Origin of the sequence: Pseudomonas sp. B111 (assembly GCF_026428275.1) — a bacterium.
Lineage (GTDB): Bacteria > Pseudomonadota > Gammaproteobacteria > Pseudomonadales > Pseudomonadaceae > Pseudomonas > Pseudomonas aeruginosa.
This window is the reverse complement of sequence record NZ_CP097857.1, coordinates 4,764,673-4,791,408: the sequence shown is the minus strand read 5'-3', so window position 1 is coordinate 4,791,408 and position 26,736 is coordinate 4,764,673. Positions and strand designations below refer to the sequence as shown.

The window sequence follows — 26,736 nt, the reverse complement described above, 5'->3', positions numbered from 1 at the left end:
TCGATATGTCTGAACGTCTGAATTCCGACCGCCTGAACAACGACTTCCAGTTCATCGAAGTCGGGCGCAAGGACCCGAAGAAGAAGCTGCTGCGCCAGCGCAAGCGCGAGTTCGTGGAGATCCACGACCTGTTCAAGCCGCAGCAGGCCGCCGACCAGGCCCACCGCTGCCTGGGCTGCGGCAACCCCTACTGCGAGTGGAAGTGCCCGGTACACAACTTCATCCCGAACTGGCTGAAGCTGGTTTCCGAAGGCAACATCCTGGCCGCCGCCGAACTGTCGCACCAGACCAATACCCTGCCGGAAGTCTGCGGCCGGGTCTGCCCGCAGGACCGCCTCTGCGAGGGTGCCTGTACCCTCAACGACGGCTTTGGCGCGGTGACCATCGGCTCGGTGGAGAAATACATCACCGATACGGCCTTCGCCATGGGCTGGCGCCCGGACCTGTCCAAGGTCAAGCCGACCGGCAGGCGCGTCGCGGTGATCGGTGCCGGCCCGGCCGGCCTCGGCTGCGCCGACGTGCTGGTGCGCAACGGCGTGACCCCGGTGGTGTTCGACCGCAACCCGGAGATCGGCGGCCTGCTGACCTTCGGCATTCCCGAGTTCAAGCTGGAGAAGCACGTCCTCAGCCGTCGCCGCGAGGTGTTCACCGGCATGGGCATCGAGTTCCGCCTGAACACCGAGATCGGCAAGGACGTGACCATGGAGCAGTTGCTCGATGAGTACGATGCCGTGTTCATGGGGATGGGCACCTACACCTACATGAAGGGTGGTTTCCCCGGCGAGGACCTGCCGGGCGTACACGACGCCCTGGACTTCCTCATCGCCAACGTGAACCGCAACCTCGGCTTCGAGAAGTCGGCCGAGGACTTCGTCGATATGAAGGGCAAGCGCGTGGTGGTCCTGGGCGGCGGCGACACCGCGATGGACTGCAACCGCACTTCGATCCGCCAGGGCGCCAAGTCGGTTACCTGTGCCTATCGCCGTGACGAAGAAAACATGCCGGGTTCGCGCAAGGAAGTGAAGAACGCTAAGGAAGAGGGCGTGAAGTTCCTCTTCAACCGCCAGCCCATCGTCATCGTCGGCGAGGACCGGGTGGAAGGCGTGAAGGTGGTCGAGACCCGTCTCGGCGAGCCGGACGCCCGCGGACGCCGCAGCCCCGAACCGATTCCCGGCTCCGAGGAGATCATCCCGGCGGAAGCCGTGCTGATCGCCTTCGGCTTCCGGCCGAGTCCGGCGCCGTGGTTCGAGCGCTTCGAGATCGCCACCGACAGCCAGGGCCGCGTGGTGGCTCCGGCGCAGGCGCAGTTCAAGCACCAGACCAGCAACCCGAAGATCTTCGCCGGTGGCGACATGGTCCGTGGTTCCGACCTAGTGGTGACGGCGATCTTCGAAGGACGTACCGCGGCCGAAGGCATCCTCGACTACCTTGGCGTCTGATCCGCGGCGCCACCGGCGCTGCGACAAATCACCGCGATAGACAAAAGGCACGGCCCCCGCCGTGCCTTTTGTTTTGTGCTTTGCGACAATAGCGGCCCTTTTCGCCCGCCGGCCTGTGGATAACCCCCTTCCGCACGCGCCCGCGTGAAGCCAGCAGCCTTTGATCGGATGCCGTTATGACTGCCCTGAAGAACGACCGCTTCCTCCGCGCCCTGCTCAAGCAGCCCGTCGATGTCACCCCCGTCTGGATGATGCGCCAGGCCGGTCGTTACCTGCCGGAATACCGTGCCACCCGTGCCAAGGCCGGCGATTTCATGAGCCTGTGCATGAACCCCGAGCTGGCCTGCGAAGTGACCCTGCAGCCGCTGGACCGTTACCCGCAGCTGGACGCCGCGATCCTCTTCTCCGACATCCTGACCATTCCCGATGCCATGGGCCAGGGCCTGTACTTCGAGACCGGCGAAGGCCCGCGCTTCCGCAAGGTGGTCTCGTCGCTGGCCGACATCGAGGCGCTGCCGGTTCCCGACCCGGAACAGGACCTGGGCTATGTGATGGACGCCGTGCGCACCATCCGCCGCGAGCTGAACGGCCGCGTACCGCTGATCGGCTTCTCCGGCAGCCCCTGGACCCTCGCCACCTACATGGTCGAGGGCGGCTCGAGCAAGGACTTCCGCAAGTCCAAGGCGATGCTCTACGACAACCCCAAGGCCATGCACGCCCTGCTGGACAAGCTGGCGCAATCGGTGACCAGCTACCTCAACGGGCAGATCCGCGCCGGCGCCCAGGCGGTGCAGATCTTCGACTCGTGGGGCGGCAGCCTGTCGGCGGCGGCCTACCAGGAGTTCTCCCTGGCCTACATGCGCAAGATCGTCGATGGATTGATCCGTGAGCACGACGGACGCCGGGTGCCGGTGATCCTCTTCACCAAGGGAGGCGGCCTGTGGCTGGAGTCGATGGCCGAGGTCGGCGCCGAGGCGCTGGGCCTGGACTGGACCTGCGACATCGGCAGCGCCCGGGCCCGTGTCGGTGAGCGTGTAGCCCTGCAAGGCAACATGGATCCCTCGGTGCTCTACGCCAATCCGGCGGCGATCCGCGCCGAAGTCGCGCGGATCCTGGCGGCCTACGGCGAGGGTACGGGGCATGTGTTCAATCTCGGCCACGGCATCACCCCTGAAGTCGACCCGGCCCATGCCGGCGCCTTCTTCGAGGCGGTGCACGAGCTGTCGGCGCAGTACCACGGCTGAGCCGGAACGAAAGAAGGGGAGCCGAGGCTCCCCTTTTTCATGCGCGGGCCGACGGCCCTCCGGCGCGTTGCTTGGCGGGGTCGCGCCGGTGGCGTACCCGCCCTACGCAACCCGCCCGGCTCAACTGCTTACCTTGCCGGTGCGGTCGTTGATCACGAACAGCTTGCCGTTGGCGTCGCGCACGAGGATTTCCGCGCCCGGCTGGCCATCCATGTCGGCCACCGAATCGATGCTGTAGTTGACGTCGCCGATGCGGTAGTCGCTGCTGGCACCGCTGGCGTGGTGGATGACCCGTACCTTGCCCTGCATCACCACGATCAGCTCGTTGCCCGGCTTGCCGTCGGTGTCCGCGGTGCCGCCATAGAGTGCCCAGGCGCTGGCGCCGATGCTGTATTCCTTGCGGGAACTGGCGTTGCTGATCACGTAGATGCCGGTGCTGGTGCGGCCGATGATCTCCGCGCCGGGCTGACCGTCGAGGTCGGCGATCTGTGCGAGCGCGTGGTAGCCGCTGAAGGTGAAGTCCTTGGCGCCACTGGTGCGCGGGTCGATGACCTTGACGCCGTTGCCCATGTTCAGCACCAGTTCCTTGCCCGGCGCGCCGTCCACGTCGGCGACGTCGAACAGGCCCCAGGTGCCGTTGTAGCTGAAGGTGGCGTCGCGTTGCGTACGGGTGCGATCGAATACGGTGCGCACGCCGTTGCCGATGCTGAGGATGACTTCGTCGCCGGCGACGTTGTCGACGTCGGTGGCACGCATGATCGCCCAGGAGACGTTGCCTACCGGGTACTTGCGCTGGGTGGTGCTGGCGTGGGAGACGATCACCAGGTCGGGACCGGCCTTGACCAGGATTTCCGCGCCGGGCTGGCCGTCGGTATCGGTGGCGCCGAAGACCGACCAGACCACGTTGCCGAAGCTGTAGTTGCGGGTGCTGCCGCCTTCCACCACCTGCAGGTTGGCGCCGTCGCGGTAGACCGCGGCGAGCTGGCCGTTGCCCCGCAGGTCCCAGGTTCCTACCAGAACGCCGGCCGCCTGGGCTGCGCTGGCGCAGAGGGAGAACAGTGCCGTGCCGAGCAGGCAGGCGCGCTTGATCGCTGGTTTCATAAAGTCCCTTTCATATCGCTGTCGAGGCCGGCCGGATGCCGGCCGCAGCAGCATAGGACAGCGCTTGCCGCGCTCAAGGGAAACGCGAGGGATTTGTCGAGCGCTTGGCATTTGTTCGTGAAACTGGTTGCCCGCCCAGCAGGCGGGCGCGGGTGTCGCTCGGCGGCTCGCCGGTCCAGCGCTTGAAGGCGCGGGTGAAGTTGGTTGGATCGCTGTAGCCCAGGTACAGGGCGATACGCTGCAACGACACCTCGGGACGCCGCAGCAATCGCAAGGCCTGGCGCTGGCGAGCCTGGCCGAGCAACTGGCGAAAGCTGGTGCCGGCGTCATGCAGATGCCGCTTGAGGCTGCGGCTGGACAGGTGCAGGCGCGTGGCTACTTCCTCCAGGTTGGGGAAACGCTGTTCCTGGCGTTCCAGCTCCAGCCGCACGCGGGCGCAGATGTCCCGGCGGCCGGCATCGAGCAGCGCCAGTTCGCGTTCGCAGTGTTCGCGGGCGCGGCGCAATGCAGCCGGATCGGCCATCGGTAGCGAGCGGGCGAGCAGGATGGCGGGGAACACCAGCTGGACGTGGGCCTGGTCGTAGCGGCACTGCGGCAGCGGCACAGGCACGGCAGGTTCGGGATAGTCGAAGTCGAGCCTGCCGGCCAGGGCCGGTTCGCCGAGCAGCCAGGCGCCGGAGCGATACAGGCCGATCAGCAGGGCTTCGCTGAAGTACCGGTGCAGCGCCGGCGGGAGCGCAGGGCCTGGCAGCAGGCGCAGGATCACCTGCTCGTCCTCGCGCAGCAGGCTGATTTCGACGTTGCCCTGCAGCAGCGGCATGTAGCGCAGCGCCAGGCACAAGGCATCGCCGAGCGTCGCCGAGGCCATCATCGCGTAGCCCAGGCTGCCATGGGCGGTGGGAGGCGTGCGCAAGGCGAGCTGTGCGCCCAGGCCGGGGTCGCCGCTCAGCGCGAGCGCCGTGGCGGCGATCGCCTGGTACTGCTGCGATGTTACGCGTGCTTCCGGCTCTTCCAGTCGCAGCGTCGACAGACCGATTTCCCGCAGCAGCGCGCGTCCGTCCAGGCCGCGTTCCTCCAGCAGGCCGAGCAGCAGGCGCGGATAGGCGGCGGTGATGGTCGGTGCGTCGGAGTCCGTGCGGCGGCTCATGCTGGCGTGTCCTGGCCCGAAATGATCGGCAGTCTGGCGCGAGCGCGTCTGCCGCTGCATTGGCTGGCGCCGCGATACTGCCCGGCAACGCAGTCAAGCGGAGAACGAGCGATGCATCCCTGGGTACGACGCAACATTCCGCAACTGGCCGGGCGCCTGGCGCTGGTCACCGGCGCCAACAGCGGCCTGGGTTGGCAGGCGGCGCGCACGCTGGCCGGCAAAGGGGCGACCGTGGTGATGGCCTGCCGCAATCGCGAACAGGCGGAGCGGGCGCGGCGGGCGATCCTCGACGAGTATCCCCAGGCACGCCTGGAGCTGGCCGATCTCGACCTGGCCGACCTCGCCTCGATCCGCGCCTGCGCCGCCGGTTTCCGCCAGCGCCACGAACGCCTCGATCTCTTGTTCAACAACGCCGGAGTGATGTTCCTGCCCCTGCGGCGTACCCGCGACGGTTTCGAGATGCAGATGGGCACCAATCACCTTGGCCACTTCGCGCTTACGGGACTGCTGCTGGACTCGTTGCTGGCCGCTCCACGGCCCAGGGTGGTGGGCATGACCAGCGGTTTCAACCAGTTCGGCCGGCTGCCGCTCGACGACCTCAACGCCGAGCGCGGCTACAACCGCTATCTCGCCTATTGCCACAGCAAGCAGGCCAATCTGCTGTTCAGCCTGGAGTTGCAGCGCCGCGCCGGCCAGCGGGGCGTGCTTCTGCAGAGCCTGGCGGCGCATCCGGGCTACGCGGCGACCAACCTGCAGTACGCGGCGCCGGCGATGTCTGGTTCGCGCCTGGGACGCTGGGCGATGAAGGTGGCCAACGGAGCGTTCGCGCAATCGGCTGAGATGGGGGCGCTGCCGGCACTTTCCGCGCTGACCGAACAGCGCTGGTATGGCGGCGCCTATGTCGGCCCAGATCGCTGGCTGGAAACCCGCGGTTATCCGGCGGCGGCGCGGATTCCGCGGAATGCGCGCGACCTGGGGCTGGCCGCGCGGCTGTGGGCGCTATCGGAAGAACTGACCGGAGTACGCTTCTGGTCGGAGTGAAGGCGCCGGGAGACCGGCGCCTCGAACTCAGTGGGCGGCCTGCGCCAGAGTGTTGCCAGGCAGGGCCGGCAGGCGCGCCAGGTGCAGCGAGACCAATACCGCGACCACCAGCAGCGAGCCGATGAACAGTCCGATGCCGTTCCAGCCGTAGTAATGCCAGAACACCCCGCCGAGGGTGCCGGCCAGGCTCGAGCCGACGTAGTAGCTGAACAGGTAGAGCGACGAGGCCTGGCCCTTGGCGCGCAGGGCGCGGCGCCCGATCCAGCTGCTCGCCACCGAGTGCGCGCCGAAGAAGCCGAAGGTGAACAGCAACAGGCCGGCGAGCATCAGCGGGATCGGCTCGAACAGGGTCAGCAGCAGGCCGCCGAGCATCAGCAGGATGACCGCCCAGAGCACCTTGCGTCGCCCCAGCTTGTCGGCCAGCGAACCGACCCAGGCCGAGCTGTAGATGCCCGAGAGGTAAACCACCGAGAGCACGCCGACCACCGCCTGGCTCATGTGGTAGGGCTCGGCCAGCAGGCGGTAGCCGATGTAGTTGAACAGGGTGACGAAGCTGCCCATCAGCAGGAAGCCGATCAGGAACAGCCAGGGCAGTCCGGCGTCGCGGAAGTGCAAGCGGTAGCCGTTGAGCAGGGTCGCCGGCTTCAGCGGTGCCGGCCGGAAGTGTTTCGACTCGGGCAGCACGCGCCAGAACACCAGCGCGGCGACCAGGGCCAGGCCGCCGAGGACCGCCAGTGCGGCATGCCAGGAGATGAAATCGACCAGGACGCCGCTGATCAGGCGTCCGCTCATCCCGCCGATGGCGTTGCCGCCGATGTACAGGCCCATCGACAAGCCGATGTGCTGCGGATGGATCTCTTCGCTGAGATAGGTCATCGCCACCGCGGCCAGGCCGCTCAAGGACAGCCCGACCAGCGCGCGCATCAGCAGCACGCCATGCCAGGTGGGCATCACCGCGCTGCCGAGGGTGAACAGCGCGGCGGCCAGCAGCGAGACGACCATCACCGGCTTGCGGCCGATCGCGTCGGAGATCGGGCCGGTGACCAGCAGGCCAAGGGCGAGCATGGCGGTGGCGACGGACAATGCCAGGCTGCTTTCCGCGGCGCTGATGGAAAACGCCTTGGACAGCACCGGCATCATCGGCTGGATGCAGTAGAGCAGGGCAAAGGTGGCGAAACCGCCGGAGAACAGCGCCAGGGAGGTGCGCATGAACTGCGGGGTGCCTTTTTCGATATAGCGTTCGACTTCGGTGGCGGCTTCCAGCACCTCGTTGGCTGCTTCGCGGGCCGCCTCGATTAACGCGGGTTCTTCTTCGGCCTGTGGCCGGACTTGCGGATTGCTCACGGGGCACCTCTGGGGACGGTGGCGAGCAGGCACAACGAGGCCGCGCCACCTGGATTTCAGGGACAAGGGGTCGTTGTTGGAGGTTATGTGGCAAAGGATATAGATAGGTTTATATGATTTCCAATATATTGATCGACACGATTGATATGTAAAAAGACCTAATTGGAGGGGCCGTGTGGAACTCAGGCACCTGCGCTATTTCATCGCCGTCGCCGAGGAGCTGCACTTCGGCCGCGCCGCCGAGCGCCTGGGGATCTCCCAGCCGCCGTTGAGCCAGCAGATCCAGGCGCTGGAGGAGGAAATCGGTGCGCGCCTGTTCGAGCGCACCAACCGCCGCGTCGAACTCACCGACGCCGGCCGGCTGTTCCTCGACGAGTCCCGCCAGGTGCTGGCCCAGGTAGACAAGGCGGTGCTGCTGGCGCGTCGCGCCCACCTGGGGGAACTGGGCGAGCTGAAGATCGGTTTCACTTCCTCGGCACCCTTCACCTCGACCATACCCAGCAGCATCCATGCCTTCCGCAAGGCCTATCCGGACGTACACCTCGACCTGCAGGAAATGAGCAGCCGCCAGGTACTCAAGGCGCTGCTCGAGGAAAGCCTGCAGGTGGGCGTGATCCGCCCGCTGGCGCTGCCGGATGCGGTGCATTGGGTGGAGTTGTTCCGCGAACCGCTGGTGGCGGTGCTGCGGGCCGACCATCCGCTGGCGGCCGGCAGCGAGGATGGCCTGGCCATCGCCGCCCTGGCCGAGGAGCCCTTCGTGTTCTTCCCGCGCAGCTACGGCACCGGGCTCTACGACCAGGTCATCGCCCTGACCCGACAGGCCGGCTTCAGCCCGCGCATCGCCCAGGAGGCCAGCGAGGCGATGACCATCATCGGCCTGGTCTCGGCCGGACTGGGGGTGTCGATCCTGCCGGCGTCGTTCCGCCGCACCCGGGTCGACGGCGTGGTCTACCGCACCCTGAGCGATCCCGAGGCGACGACTGCGGTATGGCTGGTCCGCCGGCAGAACGAGGGCTCGCCGCTGGCGCTGTCCTTCATCGACCTGGTGACCCGCGAGGCGGCCAGCCTGCGCCGGCGCTGAACCGCTCTATGTCAGGACCGAGACGGCGCTCGCGCTTGCCCGCGGCTTTGCCTATCATCCGGGATCAGGCTCGGCTCACGGAGATTTCCCATGCGGCGCGTGGTGTTCAATCAGAAAGGCGGGGTAGGCAAGTCCAGCATCGCCTGCAACCTGGCGGCGGTCAGCGCGGCGGAGGGCTATCGCACCCTGCTGGTGGATCTGGACGCCCAGGCCAACTCCACGCACTACCTGACCGGACTGACCGGCGAGGACCTGCCGGTGGGGATCGCCGACTTCTTCAAGCAGACCTTGTCTTCCGGGCCCTTCAGCAAGAAGGGCAGGGTCGACATCTACGAGACGCCGTTCGACAACCTGCACATCGTCACCTCCAGCCCCGAACTGGCCGACCTGCAGCCGAAGCTGGAGTCGAAGCACAAGATCAACAAGCTGCGCAAATTGCTGGACGAACTGGACGAAGACTACGACCGGATCTACCTGGATACCCCGCCGGCACTGAATTTCTACACGGTATCTGCGCTGATCGCTGCCGATCGCTGCCTGATTCCCTTCGATTGCGACAGCTTCTCCCGCCAGGCGCTGTATGGCCTTCTCCAGGAGATCGAGGAACTGCGCGACGACCACAACGAAGACCTGCAGGTCGAGGGCATCGTGGTCAACCAGTTCCAGCCGCGCGCCAGCCTGCCGCAGCAACTGCTCGACGAGCTGGTGGCGGAGGAACTGCCGGTGCTGCCGGTGTACCTGATGAGCTCGGTGAAGATGCGCGAGTCGCACCAGGCTTGCACCCCGCTGATCTTCCTCGAACCGCGGCACAAGTTGACCCAGCAGTTCGTCGAGTTGCACGGGCTGCTCGAAAGCTGAGCAGCCTCTGCGGCAGCGCTTCTACGAGGTAACCAGGACGTCGCAGCTCGGCTGGCGCAGGTAACGTTGCGCCAGGTTGCCGAGCAGCGCCTGCATCAGCGCGTTGCGGCTGTGCCGGCCGAGGGCGAGCAGCTCCGGCTGGCGCTGCTTCAACGCGGCGTCCAGGCTGTACGGCAGCACGCCGGGAACCACTTCGTGGCTCAGCTGCGGCCCGACGCCCGGCAGGCGCTCCTGCTCGTCGCTCAGCAATTGTTCGATCAGCCCGGCCTGGGTGGCCAGGTGCGCGGCATTCTGCCGGGGCAGGCCGAGCACGCCGTCGTCGGGGGACTCGAACACGTGCAGGGCGTGCAGGTCGGCTTCCACCGGCAGCAGGCGGTAGGCCTGGCGCAGCGCGGTACAGGCGCACTGGGAAAAGTCCAGGGCGCTGAGCGCCTGGCGGTAGGGTTCGTCCGCCTCGCGCACGGCGAGCAGCACCGGCACCCGGCTGCGCCGCACCACTTGGTCGAGGGTGGTGTTGCCGAAGCGTTCGAAGGTCTTCTGGTGGTGTGCGCCCATCAGCAGCAGGTCCGGTTCGAGCGCCCGGGTCTGCTGCAGGATGCCGTCGATCGGCTGGCCCCTGAACAGGTGGATGGCGCTGTCCTCGTCGAGGCCGGCCTCCTTGCGCTTGAGTTGCAGCATGGCGCTGACGGTCTTCACCGCCGACGCCGATAGCCCCGGGTCGTACACGTGCAGCAGACTGACCCGCGCATCGTGCTGGCGGGCCAACTGGGCGGCGCGGGCGAGGGCGACGTCGGCTTCCGGGGTGAGGTCGTGGGCGACCAGGAGGTGGCGGATCATGGCGGACTCCGTGGGATGGCTACGCTGGCTTCCCCACTGTCGCGCCGCAGCTCGCTACGGACCTTGATCCACGGCAGAAAAAACCTTCGCCGGGCCCTGCGAAATCTGCCAGTCAGGGTCGCGCGTGGCTGCGTAGCTGGTACAGCGCGGCGCTTTCCGCCACTACCTCGTCCTGCTCGTCGGTGAGTTGCAGTTCGAGGCTGTATTCGGCCTTGCCGCGCTCCCCGGCCTCGGTTTCCAGTTGGCGGATGCGCTCGGCATCCAGGCGTGCCTCGACGCGTATGTCGCCCTTGGCAGGACGGCGGAAGCGCAAGGTCATCTCCTTGACGATGGGATAGAAGCGGGCGCTGTCGAAGCTGGTCAGGAACAGCGCGCCACCGGGAAGTTCGGCGAGGGTGAAGAGCGCCCCGGCGTACATGCTGCCGATGTGGTTCTCGTTGCCGGCGCCCGGCATGCGCAGGCGCACGTAGCCGGGTTCGAGGACTTCCGCCCTGAGTCCGCTGCGCTGGACGAAGGCGATCTTTTCTTCGGTCAGGTGCCTGGCGAGTTCGGTGGGCAGTGGCATGGCGCTCTCCATGTCGGGGATCCCAGCCAGACTAGCCGGCCGGCCAGGCCGGGCAAGGACCGAAACGCTCGCCCGGACTGACCGATCCGCTCAGCGTGCGGCGGCGGCCAGGGCCTGGTCGAGGTCGGCGAGGATGTCGTCGATGTGCTCGATGCCGATCGACAGCCGCACCATGTCGTCGGAGACTCCGGCGCGGGCCAGTTCCTCCGCGTTCAACTGGCGGTGGGTGGTGCTCGCCGGGTGGCAGGCCAGGGACTTGGCGTCGCCGATGTTGACCAGCCGCACCACCAGCTTCAAGGCGTCGATGAAGCGCGCGCCGGCGGCGCTGCCGCCCTGGATGCCGAAGGACAGGATCGCCGCCGGGCGGCCCCCCAGGTAGCGCCGGGCCAGGGCGTGCTCGGGGTTGTCGGCGAGGCCGGCGTATTTCACCCAGGCCACCTGCGGATGTTGTTGCAGGTAGCGGGCTACGGCGAGGGCGTTGTCGCAGTGGCGCTCCATGCGCAGCGCCAGGGTCTCCAGGCCCTGCAGGATGAGGAAGGCGTTGAACGGCGAGAGCGCCGCGCCCATGTTGCGCAGCGGTACTACCCGGCAGCGGCCGATGAAGGCGGCGGGTCCGAAGGCCTCGGTGTAGGTGACGCCGTGGTAGGACGGATCGGGCGTGTTCAGCAGCGGGAAGCGCGACTTGTTCGCCGCCCAGTCGAATCTGCCGGAGTCGACCACGATCCCGCCGATGCTGGTGCCGTGGCCGCCCATGTACTTGGTCAGCGAGTGCACGACGATGTCGGCGCCGTGCTCGAACGGCCGGCAGAGCACCGGGGTGGCTACCGTGTTGTCGACGATCAGCGGCACGCCGTGGCGGTGAGCGGCGTCGGCCAGTGCCTGCAGGTCGATGATGTTGCCCGCCGGGTTGCCGATGGTTTCGCAGAACACGGCCTTGGTCCGCTCGTCGATCAGCGCTTCCAGGGCGGCGATGTCGTCGTGGGCGGCGAAGCGCGCCTGGATGCCGATGCGTGGCAGGGTGTGGGCCAGCAGGTTGTAGGTGCCGCCGTAGAGCTTGGCCACCGAGACGATGTTGTCGCCGGCCTCGGCGACGGTCTGGATCGCGTAGGTGATGGCCGCCATCCCCGAGGCCACCGCCAGCGCCCCGACCCCGCCTTCCAGCGCCGCGACGCGCTGTTCCAGTACGTCGTTGGTGGGGTTCATGATCCGTGTGTAGATGTTGCCCGGTACCTTCAGGTCGAACAGGTCGGCGCCATGCTGGGTGTCGTCGAAAGCGTAGGAGGTGGTCTGGTAGATCGGCACCGCCACCGCGCGGGTGGTCGGGTCAGGGCTGTAGCCGGCGTGGACGGCCAGGGTTTCCAGTTTCATGCAGCGTTCCTTCGGGCAGATTGGAAGGACGCAGCATGGGAAAGCGCGCCGGGCGGGTCAATGCGCCCGGGCAAGGAAAAGCGTGCCTGGTTAGACTGTTGTGTTCGCCGCTTATGCCTGTCAGCGCAGGCCGATGTAGATGTTGTAGGCGCTGATCAGGGTGATCAGGGTGCCGACGATGACCAGCAGGGTGCGCGGCGAAAGCTTCTTGCACAGCAGGGCGGCGAACGGTGCGGCGAACAGGCCGCCGAAGACCAGCCCGGCGACCATCTTCCAGGTGTCCGGCTGGCCAGCGAGGAGGATGAAGGAGGTGGCGCTGGCGATGGTCAGGAAGAACTCGGCGAAGTTCACCGAGCCGATGGTGGTGCGCGGGTCGCTACCCGAGCCGATCAGGCTGCTGGTGACCACCGGGCCCCAGCCGCCGCCGCCGGCAGCATCGACGAAGCCGCCGAAGAGTGCCAGCTTGGCCACGTGGCGCGGTGCCCGGCGCTTGATCACGTGGCGGTAGGCCTTGCTCAGGATGTACAGGCCCATCAGCAGCAGGTAGGCGGAGATGAAGGGCTTGAGCTGGTGGCCGTCGAAGCGGGTGATCAGCACGGCGCCGAGCACCGCGCCGATCATTCCCGGCAGCAGCAGGCGGAGGAAGAGTGACTTGTTGACGTTGCCGAGCTTGACGTGGGAAATCCCGGAAAAGCCGGTGGTGAACACTTCGGCGATGTGCACGCTGGCGCTGGCAGCGGCCGGCGTGGCACCAGCGCTGAGCAGGAAGGTAGTCGCGGTGATGCCATAGGCCATGCCCAGCGCACCGTCGATCACCTGGGCGAAGAAGCCCACCGCCACCGCGCTCCAGAAACCCCGGCTGGTCAGGGCCTGCTCGATGATCTCGAAGCCGTTGCTGCCGCCGTTGTCGAAGAACAGGCGCCAGGCCAGGAAGGCGAGCAGGCCGACCAGGATCAGCACCGCCGCCCACATGGCGGCGCGCAGTACCGGGTGGTCGTCCGGATGGGTGACGAAATCTTCGACAGGAGGCAGACCTAGCGCCTGGTGTTCGGTGTTGATCGAACTCTGGCTGAGATCGAGGTCGCGTATCTTCATGCGGCAAGGCGCCTGACAGGAGGTGGTAGAACAGGCTGGAATAAGTGTGGCGGCGAAGATAATCGGCTTTTCTTAGTGCGTCTAAGAAGTTTTCCGAAGGTATTTATTCCATTGCGGCATTATCGGCCGCCGTTCTGTCAGGGCATCCCGTCAGGAGGAGCAACTGATTTCCAGGTGCCGCCCCCAGTCCGGCGGGCGCCGAGTGAAGCGCTCCATGCCCGGCTGTTCCTCGAACGGGCGACTCAGCACCTGGTGCAGCAAGCGGACTTCCGTGTAGTCGCCCTGCTCGGCCGCTTCGATAGCCTGCTGTGCCAGGTAGTTGCGTAGTACATAGAGCGGATTGACCGCGTGCATGCGCCGGCGCCGCGACTCCTGGTCTCCGCCTTCTTCCTCGACGCGCCGGCGGTAGGCCTCGGCCCAGCGGTCGAAGGCCTCGCGGTCGACGAAGTCGTCGCGCAGGCTGGCCAGCGCCCGCTCCGGAGTCTCTTCGCCGAGTCGGCGGAAGAACAGCGAGTAATCCACCGCGCTGCCCTGCATGCGCTGCAACAGTTCCTGGACCAGGGCCTGGTCGTTCTCCGCGGCGACGCCCAGGCCCAGGCGCCGGCGCATCAGGTCGAGGTAGTGGGCCTGGTAGAGGGGCAGGAACAGGTCGAGGCTGGCGCGCAGTTCGTCCACTTCCACCAGTGGCGTCAGCGCCTGGGCCAGGGCGGCCAGGTTCCAATGGGCGATCGGTACCTGGTTGCTGAAGGAGTAGCGGCCGGCGTCGTCGGAGTGATTGCAGATGTGATTGGCGTCGAAATCGTCGAGGAAGGCGTAGGGCCCGTAGTCGAAGGTAATGCCGAGGATCGACATGTTGTCGGTGTTCATCACCCCGTGGCAGAAGCCATAGGCCTGCCAGCGGGCGATGAGTTCGGCGTTGCGCTCGACGACCTGGCGGAACATCGCCGCGTACGGCCGCTCGGCTGCGTTGCAGTCGGCGAAGTGGTGTTCCAGGACGAACGCCGCCAACTGTTTCAACTGGTCGTGCTGGCGGGTGTAGTAGAAGTATTCGAAGTGACCGAAGCGCACGTGGCTGGGCGCCAGGCGCAGCAGCATCGCCGCGCTTTCCTTCTTCTCGCGCCAGACCGGCGTGCTCGAACCGATCACGCAGAGCGCCCGGCTGCTGGGAATGCCCAGTGCCGGAAGGGCTTCGGAGGCGAGGAACTCGCGGATCGACGAGCGCAGCACGGCGCGCCCGTCACCCATCCGCGAGTAGGGGGTCTGGCCGGCGCCCTTGAGGTGCAGGTCCCAGTGCTCGCCGGCCTGGTTGATCACCTCGCCGAGCAGCAGGCCGCGGCCGTCGCCCAGGCGCGGGTTATAGGAGCCGAACTGGTGGCCGGAATACACCATCGCCCGCGGCTCGGCCTCCGACCACAGCTTGTGCCCGCCGAACAGCTCGGCGAACAGCGCTTCGTCACTGGTTTCCGCTGGCAGGTCGAGCAGCGCCAGGGCGGCGGGGCTGGCTACCACCAGGCGCGGCTCGGCGATGGGGTCGGGCAGGACTTCGGTGGAGAAGGCGTCGCCCAGGCGGGCGAAGCGGTTGTCGAAGTCGAGGTCGTCGAGTGATTTCAAGAGAGGCCTCCGGCAATTCCCGAGCATTGTGCTGGGAATTGCCGGAGGGCGTCCAGGCCCGGAGGTTCAGCGGGTCGGTTCGGCGGGACCGTCCTGGCCCTTGAGCGCGGGCGGATTGCCGACGCCGCTGTGCTGCGGCTCGCCGACGAACAGCTGGACCTGCTGGCCCTGGAGGTTCTTGACGAACACATCGACCTGGTTGAAAGCCATGTCGATCTTGTGTTCGCGGAAGCTGGTGGCGATCTTCGTCAGGATCTCGTCGGTGGAGGGGTTGCGGTCGCCCAGTTCGCGGACGTGGAAGCGCAGCTCGTAGTCGAAGGTGCTGGCGCTGATGGTCAGGAAGTACAGCAGCGGCTCCGGGTCGCGCAGTACCCGCGGGTTTTCCTTGACCGCCTGCATCATCAGCTTGCGCGCCAGCGGCAGGTCGGTCTCGTAGGCCAGGCCGATCTTGATGGTGACCCGGGTCACGGTATCGCTCAGCGACCAGTTCACCAGTTGCCCGGTGATGAAGGTCTGGTTCGGGACGATGATCTCCTTGCGGTCGAAATCGGTGATGGTGGTGGCGCGGATGCGGATCCGACTGACCGTGCCGGACAGGTTGCCGATGGTCACCACGTCGCCGATTCGTACCGGACGCTCGAAAAGGATGATCAGGCCGGAGACGAAGTTGGAGAAGATCGCCTGCAGGCCGAAGCCGAGGCCCACCGAGAGCGCCGCCACCAGCCATTGCAGCTTGTCCCAGCTGACCCCGAGGGTGGACAGGGCGCTGACGATGCCGATGCCGCTGATGGCATAGGAAAGCAGGGTGGTGGTGGCGTAGGCGCTGCCCTGGGCCAGGGTCAGGCGCTGTAGCACCAATACCTCCAGCAGGCCGGGCAGGTTGCGCGCCAGGGCCACGGTGACCACCGCGATGGCCAGCGCCGCGAGGAAGTCGCGCAGGCTGATCGGCACGCTGGTGGCCGCTTCGCCGGTGCCGGCGGTGTACTGGTACAGGGTGACGTTGTCGAGGTAGGAGATCACGCTGATCAGGTCGGCCCAGACCCAGTACAGGCAGACGATGAAGCCGATCAGCAGGGCCAGGCGGATCAGCCGCAGCGATTGCTGGTTGATCTGCTCGATGCCGAGGGTCGGCTCCTCGACGTTGGTCTCGCCGTCGACGCCTTCCTTCGCCGCGTTCTGCCGTTTCGCCAGGGCCCGGGCGTAGGCCAGGCGCCGGGCCGCCACGCCCAGGCCGCGGACGAAGGCGGCTTCGATGACGAACCAGAGCAGCAGCAGGTAGAGGGTATCGATGAGACGGTCGGTGAGCTTCAGCGAGGTGTAGTAGTAGCCGAAGCAGACCGCGACGAAGAGCACCAGCGGCAGCGCGGTGAAGAGGAGGCCGACGATCATCTTGATCAGCGACGGACGCTCGTCGCCGGGGCTGCTGAACAGCAGGCGGCTGAGCAGCCAGGCCATGGCCGCGTAGCCGAGCAGGACCACGGCGATGCCGATCACGTCGTCGGCCAGACTCGCCGGCTGGTGCTCGGCCACCGTCACCACGCCGACCAGCGCCAGGACCACAACGCCGAGGCGGACCAGGTGCCTGTCGAGGAAGCCGACCTGTTCGCGGCTCCAGTGGAAATGCCGCTCGGCGATGCCGCCCGGGGTGAGGATGCGATGGGCGGTGTAGAACAGCAGCCAGACCTGGGCCATTTCCAGCAGGGCGCTGCCGAGGGTGGCGTTCTGGCCGCGGGCGTCCAGCAGCAGGGCCAGGCCGGCGACGGCGAAGGTCAGGGTGCCGGGCAGGGCGAGGAGGATGGTGATCAGGATCGCCAGCGGGGTATGCAGCTGGCTGTCGCGCTTGAAGTGGCCGATGTCGTCGTTCAGCTCCGCCAGCTTGTCGTACAGGTAGCGGCGTTTCCACAGCAGAGCGGCGATCAGCAGGAACAGCGGCAGGAACAGCAGCGGCCGATCGACCAGGCCTTCGCCCAGTTCACGCACCCCGGAGCCCCAGGGGATCTCGGTGAGCTGGTTCTTCAGCAGGGTCGGGGTCATCTTGAACCAGGACAGGTCGAGCGGCTGGTTGCTGGGAATCCAGAACATCTGCTCGTCGAGGGTGGTGCGCAGGCTCTCGCTGGTGGAAAGCAGCTGCTTCTGGTTCAACTGCAAGGTGATCGCTTCGTTGAGCAGCGCGTTGAGTTCGTGGTTGAGCCGTTCGAGCAGCTCGGAACGGGTTGCCAGCAGGGTGTCGAGATCCTTGCGCAGTTCCGGCGTGACCTGCTCGCTGGGCTGCTGGGCGAGCAGGTCGTCCAGGTATTGCTGCGGGGTCGCCAGCTTGTCGCGTTCCTGGTTCAGTTCGAACTGGCCGAGGCGCAGGTCGGCGATCTCGTCGGCCAGGCTCTGGTCGGTCTTGATCTTCGGCAGCGCCTGTTTCTGCTTGTAGAGGATGCGCGACAGCAGCAGGCTGCCGCGCAGGACGTTGATCTGTTCCTCAAGGGCCTGGTTGGACTGGGTCAGGTTGTCCAGTTGCTGCTTGGTCTCGAGGTTGCGCCGGGTGAGCACGTTGAGGCGGTCGGTGGCGCGCAGCAGGTAGTCGGAGAGACGCAGATTCTTGGCGTTCTCCTGGCTCAGCAGGCTGTCGGTGCCGGCCCCCTGGGCGCCTTCCTTGGACAGCTCGGCGACGGTCTTTTCCGACTGCTCGCGGCGCTTCTCGCTGATCAGCGCCTGCAGGTCGAGGGTTTCTTTTTCCAGGCGCGAGATCTTCTCGGTGAGCAGATCGTGCTGGCTCTTGCCGAGGTCCTGCAGCAGGTTGTTGCCGGCCAGTTCCTGGCGCAACAGCTGGCTCTGCACGGTCAGCGCGGCCTGCTCGGCGAGCAGCTCGCCGCGACGGTCGGCGTTGATCGCCTTGCCGCTTTCCTTGCCGGCCTTGAGCAGCGAGCCGATCTCCAGGATTCGTGCCTGCATGCTGCTGATGCCGGCCTGGGCTCGTTCCGGGCGGGTCTCGGCGGTGATCGACAGGCTGTTGGCCTCGCCCAGGGCCTTCTGCCACTCGGCCTGCTGGGTGGTGCGGTCGTTGAGCAGCATCTCCAGGCGGGCCACGCTCTCGCCGCTGTAGCGCTCGCTGACCGGGCGTTCGCGGGTCTTCTTCAGGCGCTCCAGTTCGCGCTGGTTATCCTCGATCTGCCGGGGCGCGTCGCTCAGGCGCTTTTTCAGGTCTTCCAGGCTCTGTAGCGCTTCGTCGCGCGCGGCGAGGAACTTGAGGGTCTGTTCAAGTCTGGCCTTGACGACCTTCTGGTCGGCTTCGGCGAGCTTGCGTTCGGCCAGCTTGTCGAGGCTTTGCTGGACGGCTTCGGCCGAGGGCGGCTCGGACTGGGCGAGGAGCGGCGGACTGGCAAGGCAGAGGCCGAGGAAAAGAGTAGCGATCAGGGAGCGGAGGGCAGGCATGGTCGAGAAGAGACTCGAAGAAGGGTGAATGCAGGTTAGTGGTGGCTCCGGGACGCCGCAAGGCGTCACGGAACGGGGATTCGACAGGAAATCAGAGGAAAAGTCCGGGCCCTGGGCGGCCTTCCGGAAACTTCACGCCGACCTTGCGGATACGGTTGCCTTCCAGGGCGGCCACGGTCCAGGTCAGGCCGTTCCACTCCACCTGGTCGCCGATCACCGCTTCGCCGCCGATCTCGTGGGCGATGAAGCGGCCCAGCGCTTGCTCGCCGTCGATGCCGTCGAGCTTCAGGCCGTAGAGCGAGGCCACCGCCGACAGCTGGGCATCGCCTTCCAGCACGAAGTCGCCGAAGAAGCGCGCGCCGAGGCCGCGGTCGGGCGCCTGGCTGAACAGCTTGCCGAGGGCCGGCAGGTCGTGCTCGTGGCCGATCACGCAGAGGATGTCGTCGGCCTCGAGGATGGTGCTGCCCGACGGGTGGAGCAGTTCGGTGCCGCGGAACAGCGCGGCGATCCGGGTCCCGCCGGGCATCTTCAGCTCGCGCAGGGCGGCGCCGATGCACCACTTTTCCTTGTTCAGGTGGTAGACGAACAGCTCCCACTCGCTGGTCGGGTGGATCTCCAGGCCGGCGCGGGATATCGGTGCCGGGTCCGGCGGCACCACCACCCGCAGCAGCCTGGCCGCCCAGGGCAGGCTGGTGCCCTGCACCAGCAGCGAGACCAGGACGATGAAGAAGGCCACGTTGAAGAACAGCTGGGCGTTCGGCAGGCCGGCCATCAGCGGGAACACCGCGAGGATGATCGGCACCGCGCCGCGCAGGCCGACCCAGGCGATGAAGGCTTTCTCGCGGTCGTGGAAGGCGCGGAACGGGATCAGTCCGATCAGTACCGACAGCGGCCGTGCCACCAGGATCATCCACAGCGCCAGGGCCAGCGCCGGCAGGGCGATCGGCCACAGGTCGTGGGGGGTGACCAGCAGGCCGAGGACCAGGAACATGCCGATCTGCGCCAGCCAGGCCATGCCGTCGAGCATGTGCAGGATGCCGTGGCGGCTGCGAATCGGCCGGTTGCCGAGGAGCAGGCCGCACAGGTAGATGGCCAGGATGCCGCTGCCGCCGACGGCGTTGGCCAGGGCGAACACCAGCAGGCCGCCGCTGATCACCAGCAGCGGGTAGAGGCCGCCGGCCAGGTGCATGCGGTTGATCAGTTGCAGCAGCAACCAGCCGCCGCCGAGACCGAGCAGGGCGCCGAGACCGAACTGCTGCACCAGGTGCAGGACGAAGCCCCAGCTGAGGCCGGTCTGGCCGCTGGCGAGCATCTCGATCAGGGTCACGGTGAGGAATACCGCCATCGGGTCGTTGCTGCCCGATTCGATCTCCAGGGTCGCGGTGACCCGCTCGTTGAGACCTTTGCCGCCGAGCAGGGAGAACACCGCGGCGGCGTCGGTGGAGCCGACGATGGCGCCGATCAGCAGGCCTTCCATCCAGTGCAGGTCGAACAGCCAGGCCGCCGCGATGCCGGTCAGGCCGGTGGTCACCAGCACGCCCAGGGTGGCCAGCGACAATGCCGGCCAGAGCGCCACGCGGAAGCTGGAGACGCGGGTGCGCAGGCCGCCGTCGAGGAGGATCACGGCGAGCGCCAGGTTGCCCACCAGGTAGGCCACCGGATAGTTGTCGAAGACGATGCCGCCGACCCCATCGTTGCCGGCGATCATGCCGACGGCGAGGAAGATCACCAGGATCGGGATGCCCAGGCGGGAGGACAGCGAGCTGACGAGGATGCTCATGCCGACCAGCACCGCCCCGATCAGGAAGAAATTATTGACGGTGACGGCGTCCAAGGTCGGCCTCCTCGCGGCGGGACAGGGGGAAGGCGACGCTACGGGTCGGTTTTACGTAGGGGAATTACGTAGACAGGATGCAGGCCGCATGCCAAGTGATTCTAACCTGCGGATTTGGCGGACTGTAAAGGGGCGTCGGCGGTTTTTTTCGAAGGAATTCCGAGGCTTTCGCGTTGTCCGGGCGAGTGCGCGCAAACTCGCTGGCGTGGCCGCCAGGCAACGGCAACCCGGCGTTCATGCCCGGACATAAAAAAGCCCCGGACGTGACCGGGGCGGGAAAGGGCAGGCAGGATCAGAACCATTCTTCCTGCATGCTCGAACACACGTCGTCGCGGGCCTCCAGCAGCGCCAGTTCGTGGTGGCAGCCAGGCACTTCCCAGGTCAGGAAGTAGCGAGCGGCCTGCAACTTGCCGCGATAGAAGTCGGCGTCGGCGCAGTCGCCGCGAGCCAGCCCTTCCTCGGCGCGGATCGCCTGCTCCAGCCAGCGCCAGCCGATCACCGCATGGCCGAACACCTTCAGGTACAGCGCCGAGTTGGCCAGGCCCTGGTTGACCTGGCCCTGCATCAGGTCGCCGAGCAGTGCCAGGGTCACTTCGGACAGCCGCGCCACCAGCCGTTCCAGCGGCTGGCGCAGGGCGGCCAGGGATGGATGGGCTTCGGCGCGCCGGCAGGCGTCCTGGATCAGGCGGGTCAGCTGGCGCAGGCCGGCGCCGTTGTTCTGCCCGACCTTGCGTCCCAGCAGGTCGAGGGACTGGATGCCGTGGGTGCCTTCGTGGATCGGGTTCAGGCGATTGTCGCGGTAGTACTGTTCCACCGGGTATTCGCGGGTGTAGCCGTGGCCGCCGAGGATCTGGATCGCCAGCTCGTTGGCCTTCAGGCAGAACTCCGAGGGCCAGGACTTGACGATCGGGGTCAGCAGGTCGAGCAGTTCGTGGGCCTGGCGGCGCTGTTCGTCGTCCTCCAGGGTCTGGCTGTCGTCGAACAGGCGCGCGGCGTACAGGCCCAGGTCGAAGGCGCCTTCGACATAGGCCTTCTGGGTCAGCAGCATGCGCCGCACGTCGGCGTGGCGGATGATCGCCACCTGTGGCGCGCTCGGGTCCTTGCCGTCCGGCAGGCGGCCCTGCGGGCGTTCGCGGGCGTACTCCAGCGAATAGAGGTAACCGGCATAGCCAAGCATCACCGCGCCCATGCCGACGCCGATGCGCGCCTCGTTCATCATCTGGAACATGTAGGCCAGGCCGTGGTGCGGCTTGCCCACCAGGTAGCCGACGCAGGCGCCGTTGTCGCCGAAGTTCAGCGCGGTGGAGGTGGTGCCGCGATAACCCATCTTGTGGAACAGGCCGGCGAGGATCACGTCGTTGCGCGGCCCGAGGCTGCCGTCGGCGTTGACCAGGAACTTCGGCACGATGAACAGCGAGATGCCTTTCACCCCCGGCGGGGCATCCGGCAGCTTGGCCAGGACCATGTGTACGATGTTCTCGGAGAGCGGGTGGTCGCCGCCGGAGATGAAGATCTTGTTGCCCTTGATCCGATAGCTGCCGTCGGCAGCCGGTTCGGCGCGGGTGCGGATGTCGGAGAGGGAGGAGCCGGCGTGCGGTTCGGTGAGGGCCATGGTGCCGAAGAAGCGGCCCTCGATCATCGGTTGCAGGAAGCGCTGCTTCTGCTCCTCGCTGCCGAAGCTCTCGATCAGGTTGGCGGCGCCCATGGTCAGGAACGGATAGGCCGAGCTACCGACGTTGGCCGCCTGGAAGTGGGCGAAGCAGGCCTGCGACAGCAGGGTCGGCAACTGCATGCCGCCCTGCTCGAAGCTGCGGGTGGCGTTGAGGAAGCCGGCGTCGAGGAAGGCATCCACTGCCGGCTTCACTTCCGGAATCAGCGTGGCTGAGCCATTCTCATAGAGCGGCTCGTGTTCGTCGCCCTTGCGGTTGTGCGGGGCGAACAGCTTTTCCGCCAGGCTCCGCGCGGTGCCGAGGGCGGCATCGAAGGTTTCGCGGCTATGTTCGGCGAAGCGCGGGCGCTGGGTCAGGGCTTCGGCATCGAGGACTTCGTACAGCTCGAACGCCAGGTTGCGGGAACTGAGCAGGGTTTCGGACATGACGACCTCGGCGAAAGGGGATCGTGGGGCGGCGCGGCGAAGGCATCGACCGTCGCAGGCGGTGCCAGGGTGCCAGCGAGTCTAGGCTGGTGAATGAAGGTCGCCAACCAACATCGATATGCGTGATACAAGGGCCAAACCTGCGACGGCGAGACCGCTGCCGAAGCCTCGGGAGGCTGGTAGAATCCGCGCCCCTCGCCCATGGGCGAGGGCCTGTGCCGACGCGGGGTCGGCGCGAATCCGCCGGGGCCGGGCGGTCCGGCTAGCAGCGCTGCCTGGCGCTGTCCAAGGAGCAGTCATCATGAACTATCGTCACGCTTACCACGCCGGCAACCATGCCGATGTCTTCAAGCACCTGGTGCTGGCGCGGATCTTCGCCCTGCTGGGGCGCAAGGACACGCCGTACGCCTACCTGGACAGCCATTCCGGGGTCGGCCTCTACGACTTGCAGGGTGACGAGGCCAGCCGCACCGGCGAGTGGGAGCAGGGCATCGCCCGCCTGTGGGAGCGCGAAGGCCTGCCCGAGCAACTGGACGATTACCTGGACGTGATCCGTCACCTGAACCCGGACGGCTCCCTGCGCTACTACCCGGGCTCGCCGGAACTGGCGCGGCGCCTGACCCGCGCCCAGGACCGCGTGCTGCTCAACGAACTGCATCCCGAGGACGGCCGCCTGCTCAAGGCCAACATGGCTGGCGAACGGCGGGTCGCCGTGCACCAGGGCGACGGTTGGCTGCTGCCGCGGGCGTTCCTGCCGGCGCCGGAAAAGCGCGCGGTGCTGCTGATCGATCCGCCGTTCGAGCAGGCCGACGAATTGCAGCGTTGTGTCGCTGCGCTCGACGAGGCGATCGGGCGGATGCGCCAGACGGTGGTGGTGATCTGGTATCCGATCAAGGACGAGCGCCAGCTCAAGCGTTTCTACCAGGCCCTGGAACGTAGCGTCGCGCCGAAGCTGCTGCGTGCCGAGCTGCACGTGCATCCGATCGACGACGCCGAGCGTTTCAACGGCTCCGGGCTGGCCATCGTCAATCCGCCGTGGCCGCTGGAGGACGAACTGCGCGACCTGCTGCCCTGGCTGGCCGAGGTCATGGCCCAGAGCCAGGGCGGCTGGCGTCTCGACTGGCTGGTGGCGGAATAGTCGTCAGGCCGGCAGGCACACCCCGGTGCCGCCCAGGCCGCAGTAGCCGTTGGGGTTCTTCGCCAGGTACTGCTGGTGGTAGGCCTCGGCGTAGTAGAAGGGCGGGACGTCGGCGATCTCGGTGGTGATGCGGTCGTAGCCGGCTTTCGCCAGTTCGGCCTGGAAGCTCTCCCGGCTGGCCATGGCCGCGGCCTTCTGGGCCGCGTCGAAGGTGTAGATCACCGAGCGGTACTGGGTGCCGATGTCGCCGCCCTGGCGCATGCCCTGGGTCGGGTCGTGGGCTTCCCAGAATACCTTGAGCAGCTGTTCGAAGCTGGTCTCCTGCGGGTTGTAGACCACCAGCACGACCTCGCTGTGGCCGGTCAGGCCGGAGCAGACTTCGTCGTAGGTCGGGTTCGGCGTGTAGCCGCCGGCATAACCCACCGCGGTCACCCAGACGCCCGGTTGCTGCCAGAGGCGACGCTCGGCGCCCCAGAAGCAGCCCATGCCGAACAGCACCTGTTGCAGGCCGGCGGGGAATGGCGCGGTCAGCGGGCGGCCGTTGACGAAGTGCGCTTCGGGCACCGGCATGGCGCTTTCGCGACCCGGCAGGGCCTGGTCCGGCGTGGGCAGCTCGCTTTTCTTGGTGAGGATTTCAGAACGCAGAACCATGGCTCTCGTCTCCTGCTCAGGGGGTAGGCGAATGACTCGCGGATGAGCACAGAGAGTACAGCCTTTCCGCGCCGGCGGGGGAGGCCTGGGGCGATCAGTGCAGGGTGCGGCAGGGATAGCGCAGCAGGCTGGTATTGAGCAGGTCGCTGGGGATCGGCCGGTCGAACAGGTAGCCCTGGCCGATGTCGCAGCGGTTGCGCCGGAGGAAGGCCAGTTGCTCGGCGCTCTCCACGCCTTCGGCGACTACCTTGAGCTTGAGGTTGTGGGCCATGGCGATCACCGCCGAGGTGATTTCCATGTCGTCCTGGCTGTCCGGGATGTCCTTGATGAAGCTGCGGTCGATCTTGATCACGTCGATGGGGAATTTCTTCAGGTAGCTCAGTGACGAGTAGCCGGTGCCGAAGTCGTCCATCGCCAGGGTCAGGCCGAGGCTCTTCAGGCGTTCGAGTTGCTGGCGGGTATCGTCGGTGGCGTCCAGCAGCAGGCTTTCGGTGAGCTCCAGTTCCAGCTGGCTGGCCGGGATGTTCTCTTCGTGGAGGATCGCCGCGATCGAGCCGACCAGGTCCGGGTCGGTGAACTGCTTGGGCGACAGGTTGATGGCGATCTGCAGCTCGCCCAGTCCGGCCTCGGCCAGCTCGCGGGCCTGGCGACAGGCTTCGCGGATCACCCACTTGCCGATCGGCACGATCAGCCCGGTTTCCTCGGCCACGCTGATGAAGCGGTCCGGGCGGATCATGCCTTTTTCCGGATGCTGCCAGCGCAGCAGGGCTTCCAGGCCGAGCAACTGGCCGCTGCGCAGGCACAGCTTGGGCTGGTAGTGCACCGCCAGTTCGTTCTGCGCCAGGGCGCGGCGCAGGTTGCTCTCGACGAACAGCTTGTAGCTGGCCTCGGCGGTCAGCGCCTCGGTGAACACCTGGACCTGGTGCTTGCCGTTGGCCTTGGCCTTGTGCAGCGCCAGGCCGGCGTACTTCATCAGGGTCTGCGGGTCGCAGCCGTGCTGCGGGGCGCTGGCCAGGCCGATGGAGCCGGTGATGTTGATCAACTGGTTGTCGACGAACAGCGGCTTGTCGAGCATGTGCAGGACCTGCGCGGCAATGCTTTCGCCCTTTTCCACCGCGGTGTCGTCGAGCAGCACGGCGAACTCGTTGCTGGCGAAGCGCGCCAGGGTGGCGCCGTCGCCGAGGCAACTGCGCAAGCGCCGGGCCAGGCTGACCAGCAGCTTGTCGCCGGTCTGGTGGCCGAGGCTGTCATTGATCCGCTTGAAGTTGTCGATGTCCACCAGCAGCAGGCTGAGCGGGCGGTCGCCGCTGCTTTCCAGGCGTTCCTCGAGGGCGCCGATGAAATAGTGCCGGTTGGCCAGGCCGGTGAGGTTGTCGCGGTAGGCGAGTTTCTCGATGTGCTGCTGGGCCAGCTTGTTCTGCGTGATGTCTTCGTAGATGCCGATGTAGTGGGTCAGCTCGCCGAGATCGTCGTAGACCTTCGACAGCGACAACTGGCCCCAGTAAGGCTCGTGGTTCTTGCGGCGGCTGCGGAACTCGCCCTGCCAGCTGTTCTGCTGGGTCAGCGCGGAACGCGCGTCGAACAGCAGCTCGCTGAGGTTCTCCAGCGCCGGAAGCTCGGACAGACGTCGGTTACGCACTTCGTCGGCGCTGTACTGGGTGATCGAGGTGAAGCTCGGATTGACGTATTCCACCACGCCGTCGCGGTCGATCAGCAGGAAGGCGCTGGCGCTCTGTTCCACCGCGCGCTGGAACAAGTGCAGGGCGCTGGAGACATTGCGTCGCTCGTGGTTCATCAGGACCTGCGCGTACTGGTCGGCGAGTTCCCCGGCGAAGGCGATCTCGTCGCTCTGCCACATGCGGTTCTCGCCGGCGTGTTCCAGGCACAGCACGCCGACCACCTCGCCGCCGATGCGGATGGTGGCGTCGAGCAGGGCGTTGACGCCCAGCGGCTTCAGGTAGTCCTTGTAGAGTTCCTGGGTGCGTGGGTCGCGTTGGGCGTTGTGGGCGTCGATGGCGCGCCCGCTGTGTACCGCCTCGAGGTAGGCGGGGTAGCGGCTGGCGTCGATGCTCTGGGGCTTCTCGTACTGGTCGAGGTCGCGGCGGTAGACGGTCACCGCTTCCAGGCGCTGGTCGTCGAGCAGGCGCCAGATGCCGGCGCGCGCGGTGCCGTAGGCTTCGCAGGCGGCCTGGGTGATCAGTTGCGCGGCCTCCAGCAGCGGGTCGCTGGACAGGTAGCGATGGCGGGCCAGGCGGACGATCAGGTTCTGCTGGGTGCGCGAGCGCAGCAGGTGTTGCAGGTGGTCGTCCTGGGAGCGCTGGTAGAGGTCCAGGGACGCCTTCAGGCGCAGGTTCTGCGATTCCAGGTCGAGCAACTGTTCGCTGCGCTCGGCGCTCTCCGCTCGCTCCTCGACCATCAGGTAGCCGTGCAGCAACTGGCGGCCATGCTGCTGGAAGGCTTCGCCGAACTCCAGCATGGTCAGCACGCCGTTGGGTGTGTGCAGCTTGTAGCTCACCTGGTAGTGCGGGCGCTTCACCAGTTGCTGCTGGATCTGCTCGTGCAGGCGGTGGCGGGCCTCGGGTTCCATCAGGCTGGCGTAAGGCGCATCGAGCAGTGCGCAGAGGGTAGTCGCCGGCAGCCCGAGCTGGCGCTCGCAGGCAGGATCGAGGAACAGCAGTGCCCAGCTCGGCTCGTTCAGCCGCTCGAAACGCAGCAGCCCGAGCCGCGACGGCACGGGTAGCTGCGTGACAACCTCGGCCGCCGAACGGCTGGCGGCATCGGGATGACTTTTCATGCGAGGCTGATTCCAGGTACTGAGCGAGGGGGAGGCCTCGACCCGTTTCGATGGGGTGCAGGCAAAGGGT

Annotated in this window: 19 protein-coding genes; 6 read left to right on the top strand and 13 right to left on the bottom strand. The window is 66.9% G+C overall.

The features are described 5' to 3' along the window. Nucleotides 1-5 precede the first annotated feature (5 nt). Nucleotides 6-1,439 carry an FAD-dependent oxidoreductase gene (locus tag M6E97_RS22195; RefSeq protein WP_049310645.1) on the top strand — a complete coding sequence of 478 codons (1,434 nt, stop codon included), beginning with the start codon at nt 6-8 and terminating at the stop codon, nt 1,437-1,439. 176 nt (nt 1,440-1,615) lie between these two features. Beyond that, nucleotides 1,616-2,683: a uroporphyrinogen decarboxylase gene (gene hemE, locus M6E97_RS22190; RefSeq protein WP_021263521.1), complete on the top strand. Its 1,068-nt coding sequence runs from the start codon at nt 1,616-1,618 to the stop codon at nt 2,681-2,683. A gap of 120 nt (nt 2,684-2,803) precedes the next feature. Here hemE and M6E97_RS22185 read toward each other — a convergent pair whose 3' ends face one another. Then, nucleotides 2,804-3,784, bottom strand: a complete 981-nt coding sequence (locus M6E97_RS22185) for a hypothetical protein (protein ID WP_003114568.1) — start codon at nt 3,782-3,784, stop codon at nt 2,804-2,806. A 73-nt stretch (nt 3,785-3,857) separates the two neighbouring features. Next, nucleotides 3,858-4,931 (bottom strand): AraC family transcriptional regulator, encoded by a 1,074-nt coding sequence (locus tag M6E97_RS22180; protein WP_021263522.1) that lies wholly within the window; start codon nt 4,929-4,931, stop codon nt 3,858-3,860. 111 nt (nt 4,932-5,042) lie between these two features. Here M6E97_RS22180 and M6E97_RS22175 point away from each other — a divergent pair, with 111 nt between their 5' ends. Next, a complete protein-coding gene (locus M6E97_RS22175) occupies nt 5,043-5,972 on the top strand; it encodes an oxidoreductase (protein ID WP_019486040.1) in 930 nt (309 codons plus the stop codon). Nucleotides 5,973-5,999: 27 nt separating this feature from the next. Here M6E97_RS22175 and M6E97_RS22170 read toward each other — a convergent pair whose 3' ends face one another. Further along, on the bottom strand, nt 6,000-7,316 hold the full coding sequence (locus tag M6E97_RS22170; protein WP_003103690.1) for an MFS transporter: 1,317 nt from the start codon (nt 7,314-7,316) through the stop codon (nt 6,000-6,002). Between the two features lie 175 nt (nt 7,317-7,491). Between M6E97_RS22170 and M6E97_RS22165 the strand changes: the two genes are divergently transcribed. Both M6E97_RS22165 and M6E97_RS22160 read left to right on the top strand, forming a co-directional pair. Continuing rightward, complete coding sequence (locus tag M6E97_RS22165; RefSeq protein ID WP_003095817.1) at nt 7,492-8,397, top strand: LysR family transcriptional regulator; 906 nt, start codon at nt 7,492-7,494, stop codon at nt 8,395-8,397. Between the two features lie 90 nt (nt 8,398-8,487). Continuing rightward, entirely contained in the window at nt 8,488-9,255 is a 768-nt protein-coding gene (locus M6E97_RS22160; protein WP_003095812.1) for a ParA family protein, read from the top strand. Between the two features lie 21 nt (nt 9,256-9,276). Here M6E97_RS22160 and M6E97_RS22155 read toward each other — a convergent pair whose 3' ends face one another. From M6E97_RS22155 to M6E97_RS22120, 8 genes are all read right to left on the bottom strand, one after another. Further along, nucleotides 9,277-10,092, bottom strand: a complete 816-nt coding sequence (locus tag M6E97_RS22155; RefSeq protein ID WP_003095811.1) for a universal stress protein — start codon at nt 10,090-10,092, stop codon at nt 9,277-9,279. Between the two features lie 112 nt (nt 10,093-10,204). Beyond that, nucleotides 10,205-10,657: a YiiD C-terminal domain-containing protein gene (locus M6E97_RS22150; protein ID WP_021263523.1), complete on the bottom strand. Its 453-nt coding sequence runs from the start codon at nt 10,655-10,657 to the stop codon at nt 10,205-10,207. 90 nt (nt 10,658-10,747) lie between these two features. Next, nucleotides 10,748-12,025 (bottom strand): bifunctional O-acetylhomoserine aminocarboxypropyltransferase/cysteine synthase, encoded by a 1,278-nt coding sequence (locus tag M6E97_RS22145; protein WP_021263524.1) that lies wholly within the window; start codon nt 12,023-12,025, stop codon nt 10,748-10,750. A 120-nt stretch (nt 12,026-12,145) separates the two neighbouring features. Further along, complete coding sequence (locus M6E97_RS22140) at nt 12,146-13,120, bottom strand: sulfite exporter TauE/SafE family protein (RefSeq protein WP_003095804.1); 975 nt, start codon at nt 13,118-13,120, stop codon at nt 12,146-12,148. A 150-nt stretch (nt 13,121-13,270) separates the two neighbouring features. Further along, a complete protein-coding gene (gene selO, locus M6E97_RS22135; protein ID WP_015503766.1) occupies nt 13,271-14,731 on the bottom strand; it encodes a protein adenylyltransferase SelO in 1,461 nt (486 codons plus the stop codon). 66 nt (nt 14,732-14,797) lie between these two features. Beyond that, complete coding sequence (mscK, locus tag M6E97_RS22130) at nt 14,798-18,154, bottom strand: mechanosensitive channel MscK (RefSeq protein WP_003095799.1); 3,357 nt, start codon at nt 18,152-18,154, stop codon at nt 14,798-14,800. 91 nt (nt 18,155-18,245) lie between these two features. Then, nucleotides 18,246-19,988, bottom strand: coding sequence for a potassium/proton antiporter (locus tag M6E97_RS22125; protein WP_003095795.1), 1,743 nt, complete (start codon nt 19,986-19,988; stop codon nt 18,246-18,248). A 292-nt stretch (nt 19,989-20,280) separates the two neighbouring features. Continuing rightward, nucleotides 20,281-22,083, bottom strand: coding sequence for an acyl-CoA dehydrogenase (locus tag M6E97_RS22120; RefSeq protein ID WP_003095792.1), 1,803 nt, complete (start codon nt 22,081-22,083; stop codon nt 20,281-20,283). Nucleotides 22,084-22,384: 301 nt separating this feature from the next. On the opposite strand from M6E97_RS22120, the gene M6E97_RS22115 reads away from it, so the two are divergent. Next, complete coding sequence (locus M6E97_RS22115; protein ID WP_003095790.1) at nt 22,385-23,221, top strand: 23S rRNA (adenine(2030)-N(6))-methyltransferase RlmJ; 837 nt, start codon at nt 22,385-22,387, stop codon at nt 23,219-23,221. 3 nt (nt 23,222-23,224) lie between these two features. On the opposite strand, the gene msrA is transcribed toward M6E97_RS22115, so the two are convergent. Both msrA and dipA read right to left on the bottom strand, forming a co-directional pair. Then, nucleotides 23,225-23,872, bottom strand: coding sequence for a peptide-methionine (S)-S-oxide reductase MsrA (msrA, locus tag M6E97_RS22110; RefSeq protein WP_003095789.1), 648 nt, complete (start codon nt 23,870-23,872; stop codon nt 23,225-23,227). Between the two features lie 94 nt (nt 23,873-23,966). Beyond that, nucleotides 23,967-26,666 (bottom strand): phosphodiesterase DipA, encoded by a 2,700-nt coding sequence (gene dipA, locus M6E97_RS22105; RefSeq protein WP_003106476.1) that lies wholly within the window; start codon nt 26,664-26,666, stop codon nt 23,967-23,969. Between the last annotated feature and the right edge of the window lie 70 nt (nt 26,667-26,736).

Bases quoted from the DNA above. Each gene is read 5' to 3' on its own strand.
- M6E97_RS22155 (WP_003095811.1), bottom strand. From the start codon at position 10,092: ATGATCCGCCACCTCCTGGTCGCCCACGACCTCACCCCGGAAGCCGAC.
- M6E97_RS22140 (WP_003095804.1), bottom strand. From the start codon at position 13,120: ATGAAGATACGCGACCTCGATCTCAGCCAGAGTTCGATCAACACCGAA.
- M6E97_RS22145 (WP_021263524.1), bottom strand. From the start codon at position 12,025: ATGAAACTGGAAACCCTGGCCGTCCACGCCGGCTACAGCCCTGACCCG.
- dipA (WP_003106476.1), bottom strand. From the start codon at position 26,666: ATGAAAAGTCATCCCGATGCCGCCAGCCGTTCGGCGGCCGAGGTTGTC.
- M6E97_RS22180 (WP_021263522.1), bottom strand. From the start codon at position 4,931: ATGAGCCGCCGCACGGACTCCGACGCACCGACCATCACCGCCGCCTAT.
- M6E97_RS22150 (WP_021263523.1), bottom strand. From the start codon at position 10,657: ATGCCACTGCCCACCGAACTCGCCAGGCACCTGACCGAAGAAAAGATC.
- M6E97_RS22115 (WP_003095790.1), top strand. From the start codon at position 22,385: ATGAACTATCGTCACGCTTACCACGCCGGCAACCATGCCGATGTCTTC.
- msrA (WP_003095789.1), bottom strand. From the start codon at position 23,872: ATGGTTCTGCGTTCTGAAATCCTCACCAAGAAAAGCGAGCTGCCCACG.
- M6E97_RS22175 (WP_019486040.1), top strand. From the start codon at position 5,043: ATGCATCCCTGGGTACGACGCAACATTCCGCAACTGGCCGGGCGCCTG.
- M6E97_RS22195 (WP_049310645.1), top strand. From the start codon at position 6: ATGTCTGAACGTCTGAATTCCGACCGCCTGAACAACGACTTCCAGTTC.
- M6E97_RS22120 (WP_003095792.1), bottom strand. From the start codon at position 22,083: ATGTCCGAAACCCTGCTCAGTTCCCGCAACCTGGCGTTCGAGCTGTAC.
- mscK (WP_003095799.1), bottom strand. From the start codon at position 18,154: ATGCCTGCCCTCCGCTCCCTGATCGCTACTCTTTTCCTCGGCCTCTGC.
- M6E97_RS22160 (WP_003095812.1), top strand. From the start codon at position 8,488: ATGCGGCGCGTGGTGTTCAATCAGAAAGGCGGGGTAGGCAAGTCCAGC.
- M6E97_RS22185 (WP_003114568.1), bottom strand. From the start codon at position 3,784: ATGAAACCAGCGATCAAGCGCGCCTGCCTGCTCGGCACGGCACTGTTC.
- hemE (WP_021263521.1), top strand. From the start codon at position 1,616: ATGACTGCCCTGAAGAACGACCGCTTCCTCCGCGCCCTGCTCAAGCAG.